This window comes from Bradyrhizobium sp. sGM-13 (assembly GCF_018398875.1).
GTDB lineage: Bacteria > Pseudomonadota > Alphaproteobacteria > Rhizobiales > Xanthobacteraceae > Bradyrhizobium.
Window position 1 is genome coordinate 1 of sequence record NZ_JAGWDK010000174.1, and the last position, 570, is coordinate 570.

Annotated in this window: 1 pseudogene; it reads left to right on the forward strand. The window is 55.1% G+C overall.

Annotation, left to right across the window (positions count from 1 at the left end):
• Positions 1–570, forward strand: a pseudogene (locus tag KJQ96_RS38650) (IS4 family transposase); the annotation flags it as partial.

Below are 570 nucleotides of genomic sequence, written 5' to 3' on the forward strand. Positions count from 1 at the left end.
GTTCCTATCGAGCAGAAGGAGAGCATCCGCTGGCTGGAGAATTTACGGCAATCGACCGAACTTCTCGCTGCCCCTGCACGATGCGTTCATATTGGTGATCGCGAGAGCGACATCTATGAGCTGTTTTGCCTGGCCGAGGAGGTTGGAACGCATTTCCTGGTGCGAACCTGTGTTGATCGGCTTGCCGGGGACGGCAATCATACAATTGCCGACGAAATGGACGAGGTCACGGTCAAAGGCCTACATCGGATCAAGTTCAAGGACGACAAAGGCGATCCGGATGAAGCGCTTCTCGAAATTCGTTTCCGCAAGCTTCGAATTCTGCCGCCGATCGGCAAGCAGAAGAAATATCCCGCACTCACTCTGACCGTGATCCATGCTCAAGAGCGGGGAAGGCCGAAGCGGCGAAAGAAGATCGAGTGGAAGCTCCTCACCGATCTCCCGGTCCAATCGCGCAAGGACGCCATCGAGAAGATCGAATGGTACGGGTTGAGGTGGAAGATCGAGGTCTTCCATAAGATCCTCAAATCGGGCTGCAAGGCGGAGGAGTCGAAATTGCGAACCGCTGAG